Origin of the sequence: uncultured Shewanella sp., assembly GCF_947491715.1 — a bacterium.
GTDB lineage: Bacteria > Pseudomonadota > Gammaproteobacteria > Enterobacterales > Shewanellaceae > Shewanella.
The window spans coordinates 238,885-257,777 of the sequence record NZ_CANLKR010000001.1 but is presented as its reverse complement, the minus strand read 5'-3'; the positions used below and the strand labels follow the sequence as shown (position 1 = coordinate 257,777).

The window sequence follows — 18,893 nt, the reverse complement described above, 5'->3', positions numbered from 1 at the left end:
GTATCGATTGCGACAGTGACAAGTCTATGACAACAAAATGACACAATAATGACAATCCAACAATTTTCTAACCCACTTCAAGTAAATGTGGAGGGATCAAAAAACTAAATGTGCTACCTTTCCCTAATTCACTCACGATATTCAATTCACTTTGGTGATGACTCAATGCATGTTTTGTGATCGCTAAGCCAAGACCAGTACCCCCATTCCCTCTTGACCTTGCACTATCAACACGATAAAAACGTTCCGTGAGCCGACCAATATGTTGTATCGCAATCCCTTCTCCAGTATCTGCGACACTAAAAATTCCCCCAGCTGGTGTATGTTTCCAGCAAATCTCTATAACCCCACCTTCTGGGGTATAACGAATGGCATTGGAAATTAAATTTGAACAAGCGCTTCTTAATTGCACTTCATCACCATGAACATCACACTTTTCCTCACATGAAAACTGCAACTGATATTGTCCTTGAGAAAGCGCTTTAGCTTCTTCCATTAATACGTTAAACAGTGCTGACATATTAATAGTCTGTTCTAAATCAATGTCACTGGCATCTTCTATACGAGAAAGCACCAATAGCTGTTCAACCATTGATTTCATTCTCGTCGTCTGCTGCTGCATTTGATCCATCGCCTTGGTATTAGGTGAATCAGGTTCAGCCATCGCTTGCATCATTTCAAGATACCCTTGCAACACAGTTAATGGTGTTTTCAATTCATGAGAAACATTCGCCACAAAATCTTTTCTCATACTTTCAAGCTGTCTTACATGGGTTATATCTCGTGCAATAAGCAAGTACTGACCCGTGCCATAGGGCATAATCCTAATTTCTAACACTCCATTATCTGATAAGGGAGTGGCTAACTCAAAGGGCTCAGCGTATTCACCTTTTTTTAAATATAAAGAGAAATCTGGGTGGCGAAGGAGGTTATCGATACGTTGGCCATTGTCCTGCGGCCAAACTAAACCGAGCAATAAACGCGCTAATTGATTACACCAGAGAATATTATATTCGGAATCTAACACGACTGCGGCATCGGGCAAAGCTTCAGCGCCCTGTCTAAAACGGCCTAAAAGGAAAGCTAATTGCGATATACGTTTTCTATTTTTTCCCTGTAGCCGATAAATACCATTAAACACCCCTTCCCAACTGCCACTGCCATTAGGAGGCGTTAATCGTCTATCGTGCCATAGCCAATAATTTAACCTAGCTATCTGGTGATAATGCCATATTAATAAAGCAATACAGCCGAGCATAATCGTCTCGCTGACTTTACCAAGCAATAAGCCGAGAGAGAAACAAAAGAATAAGAAAAAAAACAACCGAAAAAAAAGACGCGAACCCGAATAGGAATCAAGCATAATACGACCTAAAAACGACCAACAAAAAACCAATAATTCAAATGGCAATCAACATAATTTTTTTAAGCTTAAGACCCTGATCACGAGCAGCGATTTGAACTCATTCTATTCATTGGCTCGCAATATCATCATGGCCTTGCTCAAGTTCCCATTGAACCCCATAGCGATCTTGAAAATAAAAATAACGGATCCCACTAATAATACGGCAAACATTTTCTTTTGCTTTCAAATCGCCTTCCAGAACATCATCAAAAAAAGTAAAATCGTCTGTCTTAATTGGGCTGATAGTATAAGGTTTATAATGTAAATGATCACTAATCATCCTCACACCATTAATACTTTTTAGATATTGAAACGACTCATCAATATTACTCACTCCTAATGCAATATGCCTCACACCACCAATATCATTCGTCCTGCCAGTGGGTCTTCTATCATTACCATTGGGGTAATGATATTCCATTAATTCAATAAATAACGGAGCTGGAACAGTGGGAACCTTTAAAAATTGTATACTTACATCAACTTTTTCAGCCTCTTCCATAAATCCTGCAGATTTAGCAAAACCGACATTTTTAAAATGAGCAAAGTACTGAACAGGAATAGCCTCTAAGACTTGCTGATAAAACTCGCAAGCTTGAGTAATATCATCAACAACTATATTAATATGAGAAATAGATTGAAACTCTATCATAAAAATATCCCTATTTTATTGATTGTAAGAGCCTTCATTATAACTCATTTTATTATCCACCTTTTCCAGTATATAACTTAAGTCTCATTATCTGGCTGAAAATCGATATCCTGCGCCGCGAACGGTCTGTATCAATCTATCATGCCCACCGAACTGAATCGCTTTACGTAAACGCCTGATATGCACATCTACCGTTCGATCTTCTACATACACGTTTGTTCCCCATACATTATCTAGCAACTGCTCTCGGCTGTATACACGTTCAAGATGCGTCATAAAAAAATGTAACAATTTAAACTCAGTGGGCCCCATTTCAATCACCACCTCACCAACAGTGACTCTATGGCTCACAGGATCAAGCTGCAAACCTTGAACGTCTATTGTATCTTCTAAACAAGTCGGTGCACTTCTTCGCATCACAGCTTTAATACGAGCAATTAACTCTTTTGGCGAGAAAGGCTTAGTAATAAAATCATCTGCACCCACTTCTAAACCTCGGACTTTATCCTCTTCTTCTCCTCGAGCAGTTAACATTATGATTGGGATTTGACGAGTAAATTCGTCTTGGCGTAAACGCTTTGCTAGCTGTATACCACTGCCACCAGGAAACATCCAATCAAGTAAGATCAAATCTGGATAAGGTTCAGACAGCCTAGTCAACGCAGAATCATAGTCTTCTGCAGCAATAGTGTTAAAACCGTGTTGCTCAAGCACAAAAGTTAGCATATCTCGAATGGCTAACTCATCTTCTACAATTAATATCCTTGCCGTCATAATTAATCTTCTATCAGTGAATGTCACACGACTATTATTGGTCAATTTTATTACAAAAATATGAAACAACGGACGATAATTCCCCCCAAAAACAATAATCTCATTTTGTTAACTTTACACAATAACAACAAGGAGGCCTACACCTCCTTTTTTTATCTTACTTTTTAACTTTTATCAACACCTTCATAACTAGAATTTATGCTCAATCCCTACAGCAAAATACTTGTCCGTTTCCTCACTGCTGCCAGTATAAGCAGTATCATAGGTACGATCTATCCAGAAAGCCATCAGCTTAGTCGGTTTAGCTAATTTATAATCAACCCCAGCAGCCCAAGACTGCCCAACGTCTTCCATGTCTTGGTATTGTGCTTTTAAAGTAAAATCATTAACAGGGTACGCTGCACTCAGTAAATAGCCATTTTCTCGGCTACCCGATACTGTGCCTGCCGCATCGTAGGTTTCTTCTTGCTGTTGGTACATTGCGCCCAATTTTAACTTCATGATTTTCATTTGAGCTGTTGCGCGTAAGATCTCATACCCTTTGACGTTATCATCATAAGCCACTGAAGCATAAAACATGGTTTTCTTTAATGTTTTATCCCCATAAAATGCAGCAATACTGTAACCATTTTCACCATATTGATTCGCTTCAGCATCAGCGACATAAGTCGCGCCAATTCTAAACCCATTCATGTCAGGTGTTAAATATGTTGCCGTTTGCGCCATACGGTTTTGACCTTTAAACAGATATTTAATATCACCATCTAAATCATTGAATTGATCTACTTTTCCTTCAGAACGTTTAAAAATGGTATCATTGCGTCCAACCGCTAATGATCCCAAATTCCCTCTTAAACCGACAAATTGATTACGAGCGGTAAAATTATCAGAACTGTCAGAACTTGTATCAACTTTATACTCAATGGTATAAAACGCTTCCAAAGAATCGGTGATTTGATAACCCCCTTTCACCCCTAATCGAGATTCATTACTTTGGATTGTATTTTTAGTATCACCATTCTCATCATTATACTGAGCTGTAATATTTAATTTTCCATATAAGATCACCGCACTGTCTGAAGCTTGCTGGCTTTGCATGGTATTACCACGTTCACTATCAATATTGATATCTGTTTTAACATCTGGTTTATTATTCTGAGCCGTTTCTGCGGCCTGAACAGAGGCCAAAGTGAGTGAAGCCAGCGTAGAAGCTAATAGAGTTTTATGAAAAACGTTCATCAATTCATCCTTTGGCGTTATTTCGCCTTCGTTATTGGTTTTCGAGCGCTATAATGCAACATCTTTATTTCATTTTTATTTCAATAATTATCTTATGATGCATTTTAATTAATTAAAAGCACCCATGTTTCATAAATGTGAATATCATCGAAAAAAAATGGTTTATTGAGATCTCACAAAAAGTCACAGCCAAGAACTGATATTTTAGAGATAGAACAGATAGCCAAGAAATGACAACTGACAAGAGGATTTAGAGTTTACCCACGCCTAACAATGCCTTACACTTCGGGTTTTATTTCTCATTAGGCATGCTATCTATGTGGTTTAAAAACCTTACCCTTTATCGCTTCAACAAACCCTTTGATATTGATACAGAAAAACTTGAACAATCTCTCTCAGATTTCACTTTTTCCCCCTGTTCAAGTCAAGATATCAGTCAATTTGGTTTCTCAAATGCTTTAGGGAAGTTAGGGCAAGCATTGGTCCATACAGCTGAAAATAGACATTTGATTTGTGCGACCAAAGAAGAAAAAATTCTCCCCGCACAAGTTATTAAAGAAGCATTAGAAGAGAAAGTGGCGGTCATTGAAACTGAGGAAAATCGCCAATTAGCCAAAAAAGAAAAAGATGCGCTAAAAGATGACATCATCACCAGCTTGTTACCTCGAGCCTTTTCAAGACGTAGTCAAATACGTGCATTAATTTTACCCGAAATCAATATGATCCTAGTGGATAGCAGTAGCACTGCTAAAGCTGAAGAATTATTAGCATTATTAAGAAAAGCACTGGGAAGCCTACCCATAGTACCTTTGAGCTTTCAAACGCCAATAGAGACCCAACTCACTCAATGGCTTAAAGATGGAACTTCCCCTCAAGGCTTTGAAATGCAAGATGAGGCTGAATTAAAGTCTGATTCAGATGAAGGTGGAATTGTCCGTTTCAAACAACAAGATCTCAGTGAAGATGAAGTACTTGCTCATATTGAAGTCGGTAAGCAAGTGCACAAACTCGCCTTACACTTTGGACAATCTATCGCCTTTTTAATGCAATCAGATACTAGCCTGAAACGACTAAAATTCTCAGAAGAGTTTAGAGCTGAAAATGATGAAATTATTGATGAAGATCCTTTGACACGTCTCGATGCCGATTTCGCCTTAATGAGCACAGAGCTTATTGCCTTAATGAATACGCTAATCGCTGCACTGGGCGGAATTGAAGAGAATTAAATTTATCTCAATCTCATGTGCACTTATTCTCTGTATGGCAGCCTTATGACAGGCTACCATACATTATTATTTACAGCTTAATCCATTCGCCCTTCTCATTAAAAGGCCATGCAACACCTAACCAAGCACTAAAAAAGGCTTTTTGTTCTAGTGTTGGAGAGGCTACACTTTTTAACTGCAATTCACTTTTAGACTGTGCACCTAATGTCACCGATATCGCTTTCAGTTGCTGATCTTGAAACACCGTCATCGTGATAGTCTGGCCAGCTTTAAAGTCTTGTATTCGTTTTTCAACATCATCAGCCGTCACTTTTAACTCATTGATAGCCACTAATTCATCACCTAAGGTCAGACCTGCATCCCATGCAGGAGTATCTTTCATGACTTCAAACATCACTAGACTGCCTTCTTCAAAAGTCACGCCAGTTAACGGAATTTCTTCTACTTCTTCCCCATAAGTCACCGCAATACCAGCCAGTTCTAATAAATCAGTAAATGCCAATTGCACAGGTGACTCCACATATTGTGACCACCAATTCTGATAATCTTGTCCTGATAACGATTTTAAAATGGCTTTAACATCCTCGACATCGTAAGATTTTGGCAGCGAAAAATCTTGATAAAGTTGCTGGTGCACATCCCGATATGACACCTTATGATCCGTGTTTTTTAACAAAGAGAAATCCAAGGCAAGTGAAACCAAATAGCCTTCGGAATAAATGCTCACGCTATTATTAATAGAGTAATCCCCCCCAGTACTCACCCATTGATTCAAACTTGCTTGTGAAACAGATTGAATTTTATTACCCGGTGTACCTTGACTCAAGGTTATTCGTTGGGCTAAATCATCAAAAAACTCTTTTGCAGTGATCACCCCAGCTCTTAACAGCAACTGGCTTTGAAAATAGCTGGTTGAGCCTTCAGATATCCACAACAGTGGAGTCAACTTTTCATCTTGATAATCATATGGCACTAACCCTGCAGGTCGATAAGCCTTCACATTCCAAGTATGAATAAACTCATGAGCAGCTGTTTTGATAAAACGTAAATAATCTTCTCTCTGTCTAAAACTAAAACGCGGTTTTTGAATAATGGTTGAATTGAGATGCTCCGTCGCGCCACTTTCCCCACTTGTCGCGTGGATCATATAAAGATAACGAGAAAAGGGATAATCAGTCCAAATTGCAGGCGCTTGGCGGCTTAACTTGGTTAAATCTGTCACGATTTGTTGCAGATCGTAATTTCCTTCTCCCCATATAACCAGTCCATATTGCTTACCATCCACAGAAAACTCACGATACTGGTTTAATCCAGATTCAATAGGCGAATCCACCAAGACATCATAATTCATCGCGGTGAAATGATGCAGCCCCTCACCTCTTTCCATTCCCGAATAGCTTTTCCAATCTTGTGGAACAGAAAGATGTACGTTAACTTTATCTTTCCTATAAACAGGGCTATACATAAAGGTACCCGATGCATCTAAAAATGCATGGGTTCCATTGATATGGCTTACCCGTTGGCCTAATAAATTAGCATATAATTGATAAGACACTGTCACGCTCGTCGGCTTATCTAACGTTATTTGCCACTCACCATTTCCTGTTCTCCTCCAAGGTAGTGCATCTCCCTCAGGATTAGTCGCAGTGAACAAACGAATATTATTCGCTAAAGGTAATACTTGATATTTACCCGTTCGCCATACAGGCAAATTAACCTTCAATACAGGCGAGTTTGTTTCAGGAAATTGAATATCCACCTGAGCAAGATGATGCTCAGGCTCAACAATATCAATAAAGTAATTAACATCACAATATACAGGTAGACTCAACAATGAAGCAAAAAGGGATACAAACAAAGCTAATTTTTTCACTAAAACACCATTATGTTATTATAATTTATAATTAAAAAATAAAATTATAACATTAGATTCAAGCATACTGGTATAATCAAAACAGAATCCTTGTAAGTGAATAAAGGCCAGCGGTTTTATGCGTTCCTTGTTGTTATTTCTTTCCATTGCGCTATTAATGCTTTCTTTTTCAGTAAAATCAGAAGATGAATTTATCAATGAAGTGAAATTAAGAGAAACTCCTCACCTTGCATTACAAGACATACTCGCACGCTTACCCAATAAGTATACTTTTGACGAGCAAGTCGAATTCTCTCAATTAGTTCGAGCCAGTCGCCTCAGTAGCGCAGAGTTTAAGCACCAACTCATGCAACTTGCCCGTATTTACCTACTCACAGATATTGATATCGATATCAGTGTCAACGAACGTTATCAACTGGCTAAAAACATTATCACTGCACTGGAAAAAACCATTGAAACTCCTTTAGAAAAGGGCATGTTACTGATGCTTAAAGGTCGCTATTTAAAACAAACTGCGCAAGACTATATTGCAGCGATTGACCTCTACAAACAAGCACTGGATCACATTGGATTACAATCCTCCCAACAAGCACTTTTATTAAAATATATTCTCTATGAAGGCTTAGGAATTATGTATCGTATGGTTAAGCAAAGTGCTCTCTCACTTTCATACTTAAACCAATGTAAAGCGATCGCATTTTCAATAAAAAATAAATATTTAATTGTTAAATCAGAAATTTATTTAGGTCGATACCATCAAACAAAAGAAGAACTCAAAGAATCGTTAGAGCATTTTACACAAGCCATTAAACTATCAGAACATATAAAAATGCCAGCCTTACGAGCTGAACTTTACATGCAAGTTGCACACGTTTACAAAAGCCTTAGGCAGTGGGATGACGCGCTAAAATATACTCAAGAAGCCTCTTTTATCTATACTAAAATAAAAAAAGAACATAAAATCATTGCCGCCATCAGGTTCATGGCCATGATTTATGCTGAAAAAGGACAATGGAATTATGCCATTGACTACCATTTAACCGCACTACAATCCGATATTCATTTAGGCAACTATATCGGCCAAGCCATTGATTACCATAATCTTGGCGAAGCATATTTTCGAATTAAAGACTATGAAGCGGCCTACAGTTACCTTAAAAAAGCCGATGTTATTTTTTCTAAAAAGAAAGCCAGTCATTACTTAGTCTACAACGATTTACTGCTAGCTGATATTTCACTCGTATTGAAGCAATTCACAATGGCAAAAACCTATGCTATCAGTGCCTTTGATAATGCAGAACAACTCAATTTACTTAATGAAAAAAAACAAGCATTACAATTACAAATCACCATTTATAAACAATTAAAGCAGTTTGCTAAAGCGCTTTTCGCCCTTGAGAACTGGCTTCAACTCGGATCAGAAGTAGAAAAGAACGCCAAAAATCAACGTCATGCTAATGCTATGTTGGCACAAGAAAAGCTGCAATCAATATTACTTAATGCTAACCACCAGCACAACAGCGATATGTCATTACAAACTCGCTATCAACTCATTTTAATGGCATTGTTAGGGTTGATCACTTTCATATTCATAGCCTATATCGGTTTATGGCGTAATCGCCATCATTTAAGATGCATGCTCACAGAACAATCTACCTTTATTGATACTGATCCTATCGCCAATCTTCCAGGTTATAGTGCATTTATTTCAACCCTTTCAAAGTCTAATTTAAATCAAGCTTGCAGTATTATCTTATGCTCACTAACCGATCAACTTAATGCCGATCTTTCATTAGGCTTTCAAGCCAACCGTGATTTGCATCAAACTCAACACCATGCAATCAGTCATACCTTTAATGCACAAGTTTTTTATATCCGTTCAGGGATCTTCGCTCTCTATATTCCACAACACACTAATACCACTGATTTTATGCAGGAGTTTCGAACGTTTCTCAATCAGCATCACTGGCAAACTCATTTCCATATTGGTTTACTCAACTTACCCTTACATGCCGATCCAGCCATCAAAATAGATCTTGAAACTCACTTTGCCGCCGCTCAGATGATGCTATCTGGTGCCATGAGTTTAGGGGAGCAAGAAGATTTTTACGTCACCATGACAACGTTAGATTTTGCTCCCGCCAGCATTTTTACCCCTCCCATTTACCAGCAGTTGACACGCAATATTGACAGAGGTCTGGTTAAAATTGAAACCAATGGAAACAAAAACCATATTATCTGGCATGAATAATCCTTGTTTCGCATCAATCTAGCTAAGGCATTTATTGAAAATAAAATTGTTAATCAGGATCGAATTATGAAGGATAAAATAACTTACCTGCAAGAAAGCACATCAAATTGTCCAACGATCTCAGTCCATTCAGCTGAAGCAGCCCAAATCACCGTGTTATGTCAATTTATCAATTATTTGAGTAAAGCTTGTAAAGGGCTCAATCTCGAATTAGATAACAAACTTGCTGATTTACGAGCACTATTTGTCTCACCAAACAAATGGCCACAAACCTTGGCTGAGTTGAGTAAAATCGAAGTATTATTAAAACAACACGACAAAGAAGTTAACACCCAATTAACCGAGCATAGAAAGCAGCTTACTCTCTCATTAGAGCCACTGGCAGCCCTCAAGGCGCTCAGTCAAAAACATCACCAGAGACTCATCTCTTTAAAAAAAGAGCTCAAGCAGCCATTCCACACCTACTATGATTACATTGAGCAATTAGAAAAAGTGATCTTCTTCTACTCAAGTATCATTAACGATGAGAAATCATCGGATAACCAAATGCCTACCCGCTTCCAGACACAAGCGATAGAACTGACCCAAATTATCTCCGAAATGAGCTTTCATACTCACCAGACAACAAAAATAACTGAAATCAAAGAAACATTATTTGGAAACTTCACCCTAACGGATCTCTTATCAGCTTATCAAACCATCTTACGTTTATTACAAGAAAATATTGACCGCTCTCAATCCGCCTCTCAAGCTTTTTTATTCACACTTGACGATGCTTTACTGGCCATGGAGCATATCACCGATACCAGCCAAACATATACACAAGAACAATTTACGAGCAGTGAGATGTTTAACACTAGTATGTCTAATAAAATGAGTACTATAGAAAACCACCTCATAGAAATAGATGACATCGATGAACTGAAAGTCAAACTCATTGAACAAGTAGCAAACCTTCATCTTGAACTCAATCAAAGACAAGCACAAGAAAAGCAATCAGTTAAAATCATGGATCGTGCTTTTTCTTCCATGAAAAAACAAATGGATGCTTTGAACAAAGAGACTAATATTTATAAAAAAAGTTTATTTGAGCAACAAAAATTTCATTTAGTCGACCCCCTAACTCAACTGCCAAATAGAGCTGCTCTGGAAGAACGAATGTCACTTGAATTTCGACATTATCAACGACATAAGCAGGCTCTCTGGGTCATTATTGCCGATATAGATCATTTTAAATCAATTAATGACCATTTTGGCCATTCGACAGGCGATAAAACACTACAAGTCATTGCTATGGCCTTCAAAAACTCTCTCAACAAAAATGAGTTTGTCGCACGTTTTGGCGGTGAAGAATTTGTGATGCTTCTGCCTCTACTTTCCGTTGATCACTTAGATGCTTTACTCAATCGTTTACGAAAAAAAATTAAAAATATCCCATTTAAGTTCAAAAACCAGCAGATCACAGTTACAGTATCTATAGGTGCAGCAAAAGTATTAGGCCATGAAACCATACAAGATACATTTGAACGCGCAGATGCTGCACTATACCGAGCCAAAAATGAAAGCAGAGACAAGGTGATTATTGACTTATAAACAGTAACGGTCGTGATCTCAGCACACCAATTATGACTGACTATTGTATGAAAGTAATGATCATATGTCACTGCTAAGGAGTTGCTATGATAGTTAGGATCAGCCCAAAAGGCAGTATGGAGCAACTGTCTCAACTAGAAGTTGCCCGCCTGAAACAAAATGCACAAAGTGAGCTTTATCAGCTATATCGAAACTGCTCTCTTGCCGTCCTTGCATCTGGTATAAAATGTGATAACAGTGAAAACCTCTTTAAACAGTTTGAAAATTTTAAAATTAATGTGCTGCAGAAAGAGCGTGGCATAAAAATAGAACTTATCAACCCACCAACCGCCGCCTTAGTCGATGGAAAAGTCATCGCCAGTATTCAAGAGCATTTGTTTTCGGTGCTCAGAGATATCATCTATCTAAACGACAAATTCGACCAACTAGACCATATTGATTTTACTGACTCTATTCACATTACTGACTTAGTATTTGATATTCTACGTAATGCCCGTGTCATGCCTATGCTTAATCCAAATATTGTTGTTTGCTGGGGCGGACACAGTATCAATAACACTGAGTTTCAATATACTAAAGCAGTCGGTCATGAACTTGGCCTTCGAGAACTCGATATTTGCACAGGCTGTGGCCCTGGAGCGATGGAAGGCCCAATGAAGGGCGCAACTGTTGGCCATGCTAAACAACAGGTCAATCATGCTCGCTACATAGGATTGACTGAACCCAATATTATTGCGGCAGAGCCGCCTAATCATATCGTTAATGAACTGGTGATTTTACCGGATATCGAGAAGCGTTTAGAAGCCTTTGTTCGGCTAGGCCATGGTTTTATTATTTTTCCCGGTGGAGCTGGCACAACAGAAGAATTACTTTACCTATTGGGGATTTTACTCCATAAAGATAATCAAGATCTCCCCTTTCCACTGATTTTAACAGGACCAAAAGAAAGCACAGATTATTTCACACAAGTGGATACTTTTATTGGCGCCACTTTAGGTAAAGAAGCACAAGATAAGTATCAAATCATTATCGATAATCCGGCTGAGGTCGCTAGGATCCAGAAAGAAGGCATGGAAGCTATCAAGAAATTCAGGAAAAAAACAGGAGATTCTTACCAATACCACTGGGCACTTAAAATTAATTCAGAGTTTCAATTTCCATTTAACCCGACACATGAAAACATGGCAAAACTCGATCTTCATTTTCAGTCAGATAAAGCCAAACTTGCAGCCCATTTACGCCAAGCTTTCTCGGGTATCGTTGCGGGAAACGTAAAAATGGAAACAGTGAATAAAATAAAACAGTTGGGCCCTTTTCAATTAACGGGCGATCCAAAGCTAATGGCCTTAATGGACACCTTACTCAAAGCATTTGTCGAGCAGCAGAGAATGAAATTACCAGGTACTCTCTATGTGCCTTGTTACGATATCACCCATAGTCATTAAATCAATCAACCTCAAGTGATATTCATTCTTCATTTGAATAACACTTGAGGCATGAAAGTTCACCGTCAGAAGATGAAAATATTGCAAACGATTGATATAATCAATAAAGTAACACCACGCCATCCCCTCTTTCACTTAAATCGATGACAACACAAATGAATGTATTTTTAATCATTGATGGTATGAATCTGGTTCGCCGTATGCATGCGGCACTACCCAATGAAAACAATATCGATGGCTTGCAAGAGCAAGTTCATCGTTCATGCAAAAAGCTTATTCGATTTCATCAGCCCACTCATGTCACGATTGTTTGGGACGGTAAAGCCATTTCCTGGCGTAAGCGATTGTTTGAAGACTATAAAAAAGGGCGTAAGCCTATGCCTGAAGCTCTTGATAATGGCCTTGCATCACTAAAAAGTTATTTAGAAAATCAACACATTCACTCCATTGATGCCCTAAGTGAAGCTGACGATGTCATTGCAACCCTCGCCACTAAATTAGTCCAAGTAAATGGTAAGGCCATCATTGTTTCAACCGACAAAGGCTTTAATCAACTTATTCATCCTCATATACAGCTTTGGGATCATTTCAACCAAAGCTTTTTAACCACTGAGAGTCGAGAAGAGAAGTTAGGTGTTGAACGGGGCCAATTTTTAGATTATCTCGCCTTAGCCGGAGACAGTGGCAACAAAATCCCTGGCGTCCCAGGCATTGGCCCTAAATCAGCCTCAGAGCTGCTTAAAACTTTTCGCACTTTAGGCAATATTTATCGTTCCTTAGATCAAATTGGCACAAAACAAGCGCAAAAGCTGGCCACAGGAAAAACCTTAGCCAAACTCAGTTATAAATTAATCCAATTACAAACGAATTTACCCTTAAACGTCAACCTAAAACAATTTAGACTTCCATCAGAAACGACTAGATTGGATTAAGCGCCATTATACTTGTGTAAATAAAGAGCGCTTTACTCAACTGGGCTATAACAGTATATTAACTAAAAAATATCACGGAAGGTTAATAGCAATGAAATCTAAATTGCCACTCTTTATTGGTAGTCTCTTTAGTCTCTATTTACTCTTTGTTGCATTCGTTGTCATCGCCTATGAACCCCTTGCCGATGATAAAAACTGGCAAAATAGACAAAAACATAATCTACATCATATTGCTCAGTTGTCTTTAGGCAGTGATATTACTCAAATAACAACAATATTGGGTACTGCGGATTTTTCAGAGGCCAAAATGGCCCAAAATATTGCCATGCAGGTGTTATTTTATCGCACGCAACACAGCTTATCTGATGGATTAACCACTAAAGATGAATGCACCCCTTTACTCTTTAAGGCCGGAAAGCTCATCGCTTGGGGACAATCGGCTTATGAAGTCTTTTTAACGACTAATATGGATACTTAAAGTGAAGAACTGGAGCGGGAATTCAACCGCTCTTAATCATACAGCCCACAAAAGAAATCATATCATTCGACATTATCATTAATTTTTGAGGTCAACACATGGTCTTCCCATTTACCGTCAATTTCTAAATAATCTCGAGCGAGACCTTCTGTTTCAAACCCTAATGCTTTCAATAAGCTTGCACTTTTTTGATTAACGGGCATGTAATTTGCCATAATACGATGTAAACCCAATTCAGAAAAAGCGTACTGAATACCGCCCTTGAGCATCTCTTGCATATACCCCTTTCCTTGCTGGTTTTCAGCCAAAGAATAACCTAAATGGCATGCCTTAAAAGGGCCTTGTATAATATTGGTAAAATTGCACACTCCAATCACTTTTGCATCGGGATGCAAACTCAGCAAACCTTGATTTAAGTGGTTTTTTGAGCACACATCTTGCCGTTTAAATGCCACCCAATGCAGGGCTTGATCTTGAAAATAAGCCCGTAATTGATGTTTTAATCGTGCTTGAATATTATTATCGGTAAAATAATCTCGGTTTCTCACAGGCTCCCAGGGTGAGAGGTGGGTGCGATTGTCTTGATAATAAGTCGCTAATAAATGATATTGCTCCGGCAATAATAGCGTCAGATATAAGCGCTCTGTTTCTATGATGGGTAATGCTTCACTCGCAAAATTGTACGCCTTATTGACTAACCTTCCCTCTGACACCATTAACGTCTCCTTGATTAAACTTGCTCTTTTTTATTTGTTTTTCTCAATGCCTTGCTTGACTCACACTGAGCAAGGCTCAGTCATATTCAAACAAGGCATGCATTGTTACTTAACCCAATCAGATGACTTAGTCCTCTTTTTTGTACTCCTGATACGCTTCTCCTTGGGTTATCCACTCGGGAGCAGGCGCCCCTTTTAAATAATGATCAAAATACGCCATCATACGCAGACTATAATCGACTTTATTGGGGTATTTCTTTAAATGATGTGGCTCATCTTTATATTGCAAAAAGACCACTGGCTTGCCTAAACGACGCATCGCTAAATAAAGCTCAACCCCTTGCTCCCAAGGCACCGCTTCGTCTTTATCGCCAAACATCAACATCAATGGTGTATTAATTTTATCGGCATAAAAAATAGGCGAGTTTTCAATATACTCTAGCGGCGCCTGATATAAGCTCTTCCCTATACGGCTTTGTCCGGTTTCATACTGAAATTGCCTTGCAAGACCACTACCATGACGAATACCACTATAAGCACTGGTCATATTCGACACAGGTGCACCCGACACCACCGCTTTGAATAAAGACGTTTGTGTAATGGCATAAGCACTTTGATAACCCGCCCAAGAATGACCTTGCAGACCGATGGCATCTGGTTTTGCCAGTCCCATATCAATAAGATGCTGCACACCTGAGGTTAACGCGCTCACTGACGAATCACCGGGGCGGCCAATTTCAAATCGAATATCAGGCAGAAAAATGCCATAACCATTATCGGCAAACCAAGCAAAGTTTGGTCTATGATTCACTTTCATATCAGGGAAAGCATGTAATCGATTGCTCATAAAGCGATAAAAATACACAATCACAGGATAGGCTTGACCTTCAACATAATGGGTCGGTTTAATAAACACGCCATCTAAAGGCTTTCCATCGCCATTTGTCCAATGGACTAATTCCGCTTGTCCCCATGCTAAACGCCGTTTTTGGGCATCTAGATCGGTTTGTTTGACAGCATCTTGCGGCGTCAGTAGGTTGGCCGTATAAAGGTCGGGAAATAAATCATAACGCTGTTTTGAATAAACCAAGACGTCAGAGCTTTGACTCTGTGCCAGTGCGGTTAATTTATAATCCCCAGCCATCAAAGTCGTTAACCCAGGCTGTCCCACTTTTGCCGAATAAAATCCATCGCCTTTCGTTTTATCATTATAACCTTGTAATAAGATGGACTCGTCATCTTCAAGGGTGGGCGCTAACCCGTCATCTTGAGTTAAATCCACCAATCGGTATTGAATTTTTTGTTTCCGGCCTAAGCCTTTTGTTAACCTCACTCCTTTTTTAGTCGCAGTATCAAACTGCCAAATATCATATTTATCATAAGCTAAAACACCAGAGTCATTCTTGAGCCAAGGACCAAAACCATAACCGGGCGCATTAGAAGGATAATCATGATCTTCATTGGCAAAAGGCGTATCGATTGCTCGGGTTAAATTAACGCTTTGCTGCTGAGTCAGATCATAGAGAAAAACATTGCCCTGTTGATAATAAAGGGCATAGTGTTCATTGGGTGATAGACTTGGCACCTGTGAGCTAGGTTGTTGATGCAAAAGCACCTGCTTTTCACCAGTATTCATATCCACAATATAAAAGTCACGATAAAAACCCGCCCAAGTGATCATTTTGCGATAAGGGCTATCTGAGCTGGCTAACACATAACGTTTTGCGGCTAATAAATTCGCGGTAAATGGGCTTTTTTCTAAATCCGTTTGTGCAAGATCCGGCACCGTTTTATCAGCCAGTTGCACTAATTGGTCATTATCTAAGTGTAAAACGGCTAAATAGGTTCGCGTTAACTCCTTGGCATACTCTTTTATTTCTTGAGGCTTAATACGTTCATCATCACCTTGCCAGAGAACTAAATCTCTTTGCTGCCTCAGTCGCTTGAGGTTAAACATATCCTCTTGTGTTGTAATCTTGTCGATAGTCGGCTCAGGAATGACTTGCGGCACTCTTCCCAAGAACAAACGTTGACTGTCATCAGAAAACCTCAAGGCACTATAGCGGTTCAATGTCCATGACTTGGTATTGGCCTTTGAGATTAACCTGCGCTTATTATGCTCAATATCCAGCATATTAAGACGATATTCGCGGCCAAAAGGCGGCACATCAGCCTGTCCTTCTGTCCAAGCAAGGTAACGCCCATCATTACTTAGTGCAATATGGCCAATTTGCTGCTCATTGGATACTTTGATGACATTAGAGGACAGTTCAGATAAGCGCACCAAGTCAACTTGATGAAAATCATCATGAATATTATTTTGTGCGACCGTGAATACTTTCCCTAATTGATCAAAAGTAAAAGCGGACACATGCTCAAAAGTGCGTTTGTTATTGGTATTAAGATTGATTAATATCAGCTTACTGCTTTTATCAAATTCATCAATTTTTACCGTTTTGCTGTCATTACCTTGCTCCGTTTCGGCGTCTTTATCCGCTTTTATAGGATTAAACCAAACCGCTAAGGAGTGACCTTCTTTATTGAAGTCTGCTTGTTTGACGTCATCAAATGCTGTTTGTTTACCGGTTTGCGTATCCAGTAATATAATCCCTGACGTAAGCTTTTCTTTTTCGGCCTTGGAAGCCGTTTCTAATGCCAATAGTGTTGGGGAAGTTTTAACGATAACAAAGCGGCCATCATGACTCACTTGCGGTTTCCCCCCGTTTAGACTAAATACCTGTTGAGAGTGAATATTCTTCACTAACACATGGCTATCCCCTCTATCTGGCTTCACTTCTACGGCTAACATCACACCATTATCTGAAATAACGGGCTTATCTAACGCTTCAAACGCCATGATTTCACTCGGTGTTACTCTTTTAGCGGCCCCGTAGCTGCTAAAAGGTAGCGAGATCATGAACATCAATATAAACACACGTAATATTCGTGACTTCAATGTCTTCTCCAATTTATTATTGTTATCTATAATTACACTCGATTAGCCCTAACATAACGCAGATCGATTTTGCAGTAATCCCCATGACAACATGAGGATTTTCTTAGAAAATGTGATTTTACTCACTATTTCCTGTGAAAGTAAGACGAAAGTCGTTAAAATAACGAAGACAATGAAAATTTCAAATCGCCAGTCTATACCACTTGTACTGGCCGATATTAGCAGTAGCGCCCAAAAGGCGGTAGGATAAACATGACAAAAAGAACCATTACGGTGATCCCTGGTGACGGGATTGGACCGAGCATTATCGATTCAGCCATCCAAATTCTTGATAAAGCAGGTTGCAACTTCGAATATGAATTCGCAGATGCAGGTCTAGCTGCGCTAGAGAAGCACGGTGAGCTTGTTCCGCAACACACATTAGACTTAATCGAGAAAAATAGCATCACGCTAAAAGGGCCTTTGACGACACCTGTTGGTGGCGGCTTTACCTCCATTAACGTGAGTTTACGTAAAAAATTCAGCTTATATGCGAACGTGCGTCCCGTTAAATCTTTCAAAGGCACTCAAGCACGTTATGATGATATTGATATCATCACTGTGCGTGAAAACACAGAAGGCATGTACTCAGGCTTAGGCCAAACCCTTTCTGAAGATGGTACAACGGCTGAAGCCACCAGTATTATTACTCGCAAAGGTGCTGAGCAAATCGCGACATTTGCTTATGAACTCGCTCGCAAAGAAAAGCGTAAAAAAGTCACTATCGTCCACAAAGCCAACATTATGAAATCGACTTCAGGCTTATTCCTTAAAGTGGCGAAAGAAGTGGGTGAGCGTTATCCTGACATCATCACTGAAGAGATGATTGTTGATGCGACGTGTATGAAACTGGTCATGAATCCAGAAAACTTCGATGTGATTGTCACCACCAACTTATTTGGTGATATCTTATCGGATCTTTGTGCTGGACTGGTTGGCGGATTGGGCATGGCACCGGGCGCTAACATTGGCCGCGATGCAGCGATATTTGAAGCCGTACACGGCAGCGCTCCTGATATTGCAGGCAAAAACTTAGCTAACCCGACATCGGTTGTATTAGCCTCAATTCAAATGCTTGAATATTTAGGTATGGCCGATAAAGCTGAGCTTATTCGCAATGCTATTTCAGCTGTTATTGCCGAAGGCGATCGTACCACCCGCGATTTAGGGGGTACTCATGGTACAACCGACTTCACTCAAGCAGTTATTGAACGTCTTTAATTTAATACTTTAGCTGAAAATAGCATTGAGCCAATCGCAGCCTTAAGCCATTATTTATCGATTTAAAACAAAAAAGCCTCACTATATTAGTGA

14 protein-coding genes are annotated in these 18,893 nt (G+C 39.2%); 7 read left to right on the top strand and 7 right to left on the bottom strand.

Going from position 1 to position 18,893, the window contains the following annotated elements:
• Positions 1–67 precede the first annotated feature (67 nt).
• From phoR to Q0779_RS01130, 4 genes are all read right to left on the bottom strand, one after another.
• On the bottom strand, positions 68–1,363 hold the full coding sequence (gene phoR, locus Q0779_RS01145; RefSeq protein WP_298768628.1) for a phosphate regulon sensor histidine kinase PhoR: 1,296 nt from the start codon (positions 1,361–1,363) through the stop codon (positions 68–70).
• Positions 1,364–1,472: 109 nt separating this feature from the next.
• Positions 1,473–2,057: a VOC family protein gene (locus tag Q0779_RS01140; protein ID WP_298768627.1), complete on the bottom strand. Its 585-nt coding sequence runs from the start codon at positions 2,055–2,057 to the stop codon at positions 1,473–1,475.
• 87 nt (positions 2,058–2,144) lie between these two features.
• A complete protein-coding gene (gene phoB / locus Q0779_RS01135) occupies positions 2,145–2,831 on the bottom strand; it encodes a phosphate regulon transcriptional regulator PhoB (protein ID WP_298768626.1) in 687 nt (228 codons plus the stop codon).
• 189 nt (positions 2,832–3,020) lie between these two features.
• On the bottom strand, positions 3,021–4,070 hold the full coding sequence (locus Q0779_RS01130) for a porin (RefSeq protein ID WP_367180765.1): 1,050 nt from the start codon (positions 4,068–4,070) through the stop codon (positions 3,021–3,023).
• Between the two features lie 317 nt (positions 4,071–4,387).
• Between Q0779_RS01130 and rdgC the strand changes: the two genes are divergently transcribed.
• Entirely contained in the window at positions 4,388–5,296 is a 909-nt protein-coding gene (gene rdgC / locus Q0779_RS01125; RefSeq protein WP_298768625.1) for a recombination-associated protein RdgC, read from the top strand.
• A 70-nt stretch (positions 5,297–5,366) separates the two neighbouring features.
• On the opposite strand, the gene Q0779_RS01120 is transcribed toward rdgC, so the two are convergent.
• A complete protein-coding gene (locus tag Q0779_RS01120; protein WP_298768624.1) occupies positions 5,367–7,169 on the bottom strand; it encodes a M61 family metallopeptidase in 1,803 nt (600 codons plus the stop codon).
• A 118-nt stretch (positions 7,170–7,287) separates the two neighbouring features.
• On the opposite strand from Q0779_RS01120, the gene Q0779_RS01115 reads away from it, so the two are divergent.
• The 5 genes from Q0779_RS01115 (at position 7,288) to Q0779_RS01095 (ending at position 13,868) form a co-directional block, all read left to right on the top strand.
• On the top strand, positions 7,288–9,420 hold the full coding sequence (locus tag Q0779_RS01115) for a lipopolysaccharide assembly protein LapB (protein ID WP_298768622.1): 2,133 nt from the start codon (positions 7,288–7,290) through the stop codon (positions 9,418–9,420).
• A gap of 66 nt (positions 9,421–9,486) precedes the next feature.
• Complete coding sequence (locus tag Q0779_RS01110; RefSeq protein ID WP_298768620.1) at positions 9,487–11,013, top strand: GGDEF domain-containing protein; 1,527 nt, start codon at positions 9,487–9,489, stop codon at positions 11,011–11,013.
• 86 nt (positions 11,014–11,099) lie between these two features.
• On the top strand, positions 11,100–12,458 hold the full coding sequence (gene ppnN, locus Q0779_RS01105; protein ID WP_298768618.1) for a nucleotide 5'-monophosphate nucleosidase PpnN: 1,359 nt from the start codon (positions 11,100–11,102) through the stop codon (positions 12,456–12,458).
• Positions 12,459–12,613: 155 nt separating this feature from the next.
• Entirely contained in the window at positions 12,614–13,390 is a 777-nt protein-coding gene (gene xni / locus Q0779_RS01100; RefSeq protein ID WP_298768616.1) for a flap endonuclease Xni, read from the top strand.
• Positions 13,391–13,481: 91 nt separating this feature from the next.
• On the top strand, positions 13,482–13,868 hold the full coding sequence (locus tag Q0779_RS01095) for a DUF3192 domain-containing protein (RefSeq protein ID WP_298768613.1): 387 nt from the start codon (positions 13,482–13,484) through the stop codon (positions 13,866–13,868).
• Between the two features lie 62 nt (positions 13,869–13,930).
• On the opposite strand, the gene Q0779_RS01090 is transcribed toward Q0779_RS01095, so the two are convergent.
• Both Q0779_RS01090 and Q0779_RS01085 read right to left on the bottom strand, forming a co-directional pair.
• Positions 13,931–14,584, bottom strand: coding sequence for a GNAT family N-acetyltransferase (locus Q0779_RS01090; RefSeq protein WP_298768611.1), 654 nt, complete (start codon positions 14,582–14,584; stop codon positions 13,931–13,933).
• Positions 14,585–14,711: 127 nt separating this feature from the next.
• Positions 14,712–17,540: an alpha/beta hydrolase family protein gene (locus tag Q0779_RS01085; RefSeq protein WP_367180764.1), complete on the bottom strand. Its 2,829-nt coding sequence runs from the start codon at positions 17,538–17,540 to the stop codon at positions 14,712–14,714.
• A 252-nt stretch (positions 17,541–17,792) separates the two neighbouring features.
• On the opposite strand from Q0779_RS01085, the gene Q0779_RS01080 reads away from it, so the two are divergent.
• Entirely contained in the window at positions 17,793–18,800 is a 1,008-nt protein-coding gene (locus Q0779_RS01080) for an isocitrate dehydrogenase (RefSeq protein WP_298768609.1), read from the top strand.
• Positions 18,801–18,893 lie beyond the last annotated feature (93 nt).

Coding starts and splice junctions, on each gene's coding strand:
- xni (WP_298768616.1), top strand. CDS start 12,614: ATGAATGTATTTTTAATCATTGATGGTATGAATCTGGTTCGCCGTATG.
- Q0779_RS01140 (WP_298768627.1), bottom strand. CDS start 2,057: ATGATAGAGTTTCAATCTATTTCTCATATTAATATAGTTGTTGATGAT.
- ppnN (WP_298768618.1), top strand. CDS start 11,100: ATGATAGTTAGGATCAGCCCAAAAGGCAGTATGGAGCAACTGTCTCAA.
- rdgC (WP_298768625.1), top strand. CDS start 4,388: ATGTGGTTTAAAAACCTTACCCTTTATCGCTTCAACAAACCCTTTGAT.
- Q0779_RS01080 (WP_298768609.1), top strand. CDS start 17,793: ATGACAAAAAGAACCATTACGGTGATCCCTGGTGACGGGATTGGACCG.
- Q0779_RS01095 (WP_298768613.1), top strand. CDS start 13,482: ATGAAATCTAAATTGCCACTCTTTATTGGTAGTCTCTTTAGTCTCTAT.
- phoB (WP_298768626.1), bottom strand. CDS start 2,831: ATGACGGCAAGGATATTAATTGTAGAAGATGAGTTAGCCATTCGAGAT.
- Q0779_RS01130 (WP_367180765.1), bottom strand. CDS start 4,070: ATGAACGTTTTTCATAAAACTCTATTAGCTTCTACGCTGGCTTCACTC.
- Q0779_RS01115 (WP_298768622.1), top strand. CDS start 7,288: ATGCGTTCCTTGTTGTTATTTCTTTCCATTGCGCTATTAATGCTTTCT.
- Q0779_RS01090 (WP_298768611.1), bottom strand. CDS start 14,584: ATGGTGTCAGAGGGAAGGTTAGTCAATAAGGCGTACAATTTTGCGAGT.
- phoR (WP_298768628.1), bottom strand. CDS start 1,363: ATGCTTGATTCCTATTCGGGTTCGCGTCTTTTTTTTCGGTTGTTTTTT.
- Q0779_RS01110 (WP_298768620.1), top strand. CDS start 9,487: ATGAAGGATAAAATAACTTACCTGCAAGAAAGCACATCAAATTGTCCA.